The 4,683-nt window shown below is 73.4% G+C and carries 5 protein-coding genes; 3 read left to right on the plus strand and 2 right to left on the minus strand.

Annotation, left to right across the window (positions count from 1 at the left end; translation table 11 throughout):
• The first annotated feature begins 173 nt into the window (after positions 1-173).
• Complete coding sequence (locus ACFQ4O_RS15380; RefSeq protein WP_378776884.1) at positions 174-1,292, plus strand: pyridoxal phosphate-dependent aminotransferase; 1,119 nt, start codon at positions 174-176, stop codon at positions 1,290-1,292.
• A complete protein-coding gene (locus ACFQ4O_RS15385; RefSeq protein ID WP_378776886.1) occupies positions 1,285-2,223 on the plus strand; it encodes a prephenate/arogenate dehydrogenase family protein in 939 nt (312 codons plus the stop codon). The genes ACFQ4O_RS15380 and ACFQ4O_RS15385 overlap by 8 nt, the downstream gene beginning before the upstream one ends.
• Here ACFQ4O_RS15385 and ACFQ4O_RS15390 read toward each other — a convergent pair.
• Together ACFQ4O_RS15390 and trhO are read right to left on the minus strand one after the other, a co-directional pair.
• Positions 2,217-2,429 carry a SlyX family protein gene (locus ACFQ4O_RS15390; RefSeq protein WP_378776888.1) on the minus strand — a complete coding sequence of 71 codons (213 nt, stop codon included), beginning with the start codon at positions 2,427-2,429 and terminating at the stop codon, positions 2,217-2,219. The two genes, ACFQ4O_RS15385 and ACFQ4O_RS15390, sit on opposite strands and share 7 nt — an antisense overlap.
• Positions 2,422-3,171 (minus strand): oxygen-dependent tRNA uridine(34) hydroxylase TrhO, encoded by a 750-nt coding sequence (gene trhO, locus ACFQ4O_RS15395; protein ID WP_378776890.1) that lies wholly within the window; start codon positions 3,169-3,171, stop codon positions 2,422-2,424. Before trhO ends, ACFQ4O_RS15390 begins: the two co-directional genes overlap by 8 nt.
• 234 nt (positions 3,172-3,405) lie before the next feature.
• Between trhO and ACFQ4O_RS15400 the strand changes: the two genes are divergently transcribed.
• Positions 3,406-4,683, plus strand: a 1,278-nt coding sequence (locus tag ACFQ4O_RS15400) for a tetratricopeptide repeat protein (protein WP_378776892.1), incomplete at its 3' end; no start/stop codon positions are given.

The raw sequence follows: 4,683 nt of genomic DNA on the forward strand, positions 1-4,683 counted from the left end.
CATCGCCCGGCTGGTGGCGGCGCCCGGCTCCGAGCCGCCGTCGCCCTACGCGCGGCCGGTCGGCGGCTACGCCCGTCCGGCCGGCTGATCCTCCGCCGCCTCTTCTGATGTCCGGCGCCGCCGCGGCCACGAGCCGCCGAAGGCCGCGCCTTTAAGTCCGGAACGCATCCGTCATGACGTCCGCGTCCTCCGCCCTCCGTCCGACCCCCCGCGCCGGCGCGCTCGCGATCGAGGCCTACACGCCCGGCAAGAGCAAGGCGCCCGCCGGCGTCAAGCTGCACAAGCTGTCCTCCAACGAGACGCCGCTCGGGCCGAGCCCGCGCGCGATCGAGGCCTATCGCGCCGCCGCCGCCCATCTCGAGATCTATCCGGACGGCTCGTCCTCCGCGCTGCGCGAGGCCATCGCCCGCGCCCACGGGCTCGACGCCGCCCGCATCGTCTGCGGCGCGGGCTCCGACGAGCTGCTGTCGCTGCTGGCCTACGCCTATCTGGAGCCCGGCGACGAGGGCCTGTTCTGCGAGCACGGCTTCCTCGTCTACCGGATCGCGATCCTGGCGGCGGGCGGCGTCCCCGTGGTCGCGCCCGAGACCGACCTCACGACCGACGTGGACGCGCTGCTGGCGCGCGTCACGCCGAAGACGCGCATCGTCTATCTCGCCAACCCCAACAACCCGACCGGCACCTATCTGCCGTTCGACGAGGTGAAGCGGCTGCATGCGGGCCTGCCCGGAAACGTGCTGCTGGTGCTGGACGCGGCCTACGCCGAATATGTGCGCGCCAACGACTACGCCGCCGGGATCGAGCTCGTCAGCGGGGCCGAGAACGTGGTGATGACGCGCACCTTCTCGAAGGCGTTCGGCCTCGCCAGCCTGCGCATCGGCTGGCTCTACGGCCCCGAGACCGTGGTGGACGTGCTGAACCGCGTGCGCGGGCCGTTCAACCTGTCGGGGCCGGCGATCGCGGCCGGCGTCGCGGCGGTGGCCGACCGCGCCCACATCGACGCGGCGGTGGCGCACAACGCCCGCTGGCTGCCGGAGATCGCCTCGGCGCTCCGCGCGCTCGGGCTCGAGGTGACGCCGAGCGTCGCCAACTTCCTGCTGATCCATTTCCCCGCGACGCCCGGACGGACGGCGGCGGAGGCGGACGCCTTCCTCACCGCCCGCGGGATCATCCTGCGCGCGGTCGGCGCCTACGGCCTCCCCGACGCGCTGCGCATGACGGTCGGCTCCGACGAGGCCAACACGGCCGCGCTCGCGGCGCTGCGGGACTTCATGGAGCGGGCCGGTGGCTGACGCTCCGCTCTACGGCCGCGTCGCCATCATCGGCCTCGGGCTGATCGGCTCGTCCGTCGCCCGCGCCGCCCGCCGCGCCGGCGTGGCGGGAACGCTCGTCGCCCATGACCGGAGCGAGGCCGTGCGCGCCCGCGTGGCCGAACTCGGCCTCGCCGACGTGGTGGCGGAGACCGCGGCGGAGGCTGCGGAGAGCGCTGATCTCGTCGTCGTCTGCACCCCCGTCGGCGTCTGCGGTTCAGTGGCGGCGGAGATCGGCCCGGCGCTGAAGGTCGGGGCCGTGCTGACGGATGTGGGCTCGGTCAAGGGCGCGGTGGTGCGGGACATGGCGCCGCACGTGCCGCCGCACGCGGCCTTCATCCCCGCCCATCCCATCGCCGGCACCGAGGATTCCGGCCCGGACGCCGGCTTCGCCGACCTGTTCCAGGGCCGCTGGACCATTCTGACCCCGTTGTCCCGCGCCGACGACGCGGAGGTGGAGCGGCTCGGCGCCTTCTGGCGCGCGCTCGGCGCGAACGTGGACGCCATGAGCGTGGAGCACCACGATCTGGTGTTCGCGATCGTCAGCCACGTGCCGCACCTGATCGCCTACAACATCGTCGGCACCGCCGCCGATCTGGAGGAGGTGACCCAGCAGGAGGTCATCAAGTACTCCGCCTCCGGCTTCCGCGACTTCACCCGCATCGCCGCCTCCGACCCGACCATGTGGCGGGACATCTTCCTCAACAACAAGGAGGCGGTGCTGGAGGTGCTGGGCCGCTTCACCGAGGACCTGCAGGCGCTGCAGCGGGCGATCCGCTGGGGCGAGGGCGACGCGCTGTTCAACCTGTTCACCCGCACCCGCGCCATACGGCGCTCGATCGTGGAGCAGGGGCAGGACACCGCCGAGCCGGACTTCGGCCGGCGCGCGCCGGCGCCCGACACGCCTCAGTAGTGCGGCGGCGGCCGGTCCACCGGCTGCGCGCCCGACGCGGCCTCCTCGAGCCGCTCCGACAGCATGGCGACCTCGCGCTTGAGGCGGTCGATCACCGTCCATTGCGCGGTGATGGTCTCGTTCAGGGTCTCGATCGCCTCGTCCTGATAGGCGAGGCGGGTCTCCAGCACGTCGATCCGTTCGGCGAGCGCGGCGGCGTCAGACATCCACATCCTCCCTCGGGCGCTCCTCCAGCCCTTCGCCGAGGGCGAGGCGCCTGTCGAACACGAAACAGTCGCCGCGCCACAGGCTGTCGGCGGGCGCGACCGTCTCCAGATAGCGCAGCACGCCGCCGTCGAGCTGGCGCACGTCCGTGAACCCCTGCGCCAGAAGATGCGCGCTCGCTTTCTCGCAGCGGATGCCGCCGGTGCAGAACATCGCGACGGTACGGTCTTTCGCGTCCGACAGCCGCTCGGCGGCGAAACGGGGAAACTCGCTGAAGCGCGCGGTCTCCGGATCGATCGCGCCGGGAAAGCTTCCCATGGCGACCTCGAACCGGTTGCGCACGTCGACCAGCACCACGTCGCCGCGTCCGATCAGCGCGTTCCAGTCTTCGGCCGCGACCCGCGCGCCGGTGCGCCGGGCGGGATCGGCCAGCGGATCGCCGAGCGTCACGATCTCGCGCTTGAGCTTGACCTTGAGGCGACCGAAGGGGCGTTCGGCTGCGGTGGAGCGCTTGACCTCCGCGCCCTCGAACCGCGCGCCCAGCAGCGCCTCGCCGCCAAGCTCCCGCAGCAGGTCGTCGATGGCGTCGGGGGCGCCGGCCAGCGTGCCGTTGACGCCCTCCGGCGCCACCAGCAGCGTGCCGCACACGTCGAGCCGGGCGCACAGCGCCTCCAGCGCCGGCCGCAGCGCGGCGGCGTCGGGCAGGGGCGCGAACTTGTAGAGGGCTGCGACGGCGTAGCTCATGCGCGGGAGTTAAACCGTCGCGCGCCGAGTTCCAAGCCGCGCCGGCCTGCGACAGGGGCGGCGCGGTCCGTTTCGAGCGGTTCGAAGCTGCTGGAATCCGAGCGGCTTGCGCCGCGGGCCGGCCCGCCGCGCGCGGCCCCGGGCTTGTGAGGGGCGGTGGTCCGGTTCATGGTGCGCACCGCGCTTTGGCGGCTCAAGGGCCGTCCGCGCGCCGATTCTTGGAGGTTAAGGCTCGTGAAGGCACTGGATCGTCGCTGCGCCGCCCTGCTGGTCGCGGCGGCCTCGCTCTGGGCGCCGCAGGCGTCGGCGCGGCCGGACATGGAGCTCGACGTGGTGGCGGCGCGCACGTCGCTCGCCGGCAACTATCTCGCGGGCCGGGTGGCCGGCGCGCAGCGCGACGCCGAAGCCGCCGCCACCTTCTTCCGTGCCGCGCTGCGGGCCGACCCGCGCAATCCGGAGCTGCTCGAGCGGGCGTTCCTGCTCTCGGTCGCCGAGGGCGACCAGCGCGAATCCATGCGGCTCGCCGAACGGGTGGTCGCGGCCGACAGCACCAACCGCATGGCCCAGCTCGCGCTCGCCACCCGCGCGCTGAAGGCGGGCTCCTACGCCCGCGCCCGCGGCCATCTGGCGCGCAGCGCCCGGGGTCCGCTCGCCGATCTCACGATCTCGCTGCTCACCGCCTGGTCCTGGCTCGGCGCGGGCCAGCCGGCGCGGGCGCTCGAAACCGTGGACCGCCTGCAGGGCGCGGACTTCTTCGGCACGTTCCGCGACTATCACGGCGCGCTGATCGCCGATCTCGCCGGCCGTCAAGCCGAGGCCTCCCGGCGCTATCAGGCGGCGATCGCAAGCGACGGCGCGGCGCTCCGGGTGTCGCAGGCCGCCGCCAGCTTCTACGCGCGCATCGGCGACCGCGACAACGCGCTGAAGGCCCTGGCGGACGTGGAGAAGGCGGCGCCGCGCCATCCGCTGGCGCGGGCGGCGCGCGAGGCGGTCGAGCGCGGAGCCGAGCCGGACCGTCCGATCGCGAGCGTGGCCGAGGGCGTGGCCGAAACTCTTTACGGCATCGGCGGCGCGCTCGGGCGGCAGGGCGGCGAAGACCTCTCGATGGTCTATCTCCAGCTCGCGCTGTTCGTGACGCCCGACCATCCCATGGCGCTGGTGACGCTCGCCGATCTGTACGACCAGCTGAACCAGTACGCGCAGGCGGTGAAGGTCTACGAGCGGGTGCCGGCCTCCTCGCCGCTGAAGCGCAACGCGGACATCCAGCGCGCGATCGATCTCGACCGGCTCGACCGCACCGACGAGGCCAAGGCGGACCTCGCCCGGCTGATCGAGGCCTCGCCCGACGACCAGGAGGCGATCGTCGCGCTCGGCAACATCGAGCGCGGGCGCGAGCAGTTCGTGGAGGCCGCCAAGACCTACACCCGCGCGATCGAGCTGATCGGCAAGCGCCCGGCCGAACCCGCGCCCGTGGCTGCGCCCGCGCCCGTTGCGGCGCCGGCGCCCGCCGCC

The sequence above is a fragment of the Methylopila musalis genome (assembly GCF_042679725.1).
In the GTDB taxonomy this organism is placed as follows: domain Bacteria; phylum Pseudomonadota; class Alphaproteobacteria; order Rhizobiales; family Methylopilaceae; genus Methylopila; species Methylopila musalis.

Bases quoted from the DNA above. Each gene is read 5' to 3' on its own strand.
- ACFQ4O_RS15380 (WP_378776884.1), top strand. From the start codon at position 174: ATGACGTCCGCGTCCTCCGCCCTCCGTCCGACCCCCCGCGCCGGCGCG.
- ACFQ4O_RS15390 (WP_378776888.1), bottom strand. From the start codon at position 2,429: ATGTCTGACGCCGCCGCGCTCGCCGAACGGATCGACGTGCTGGAGACC.
- trhO (WP_378776890.1), bottom strand. From the start codon at position 3,171: ATGAGCTACGCCGTCGCAGCCCTCTACAAGTTCGCGCCCCTGCCCGAC.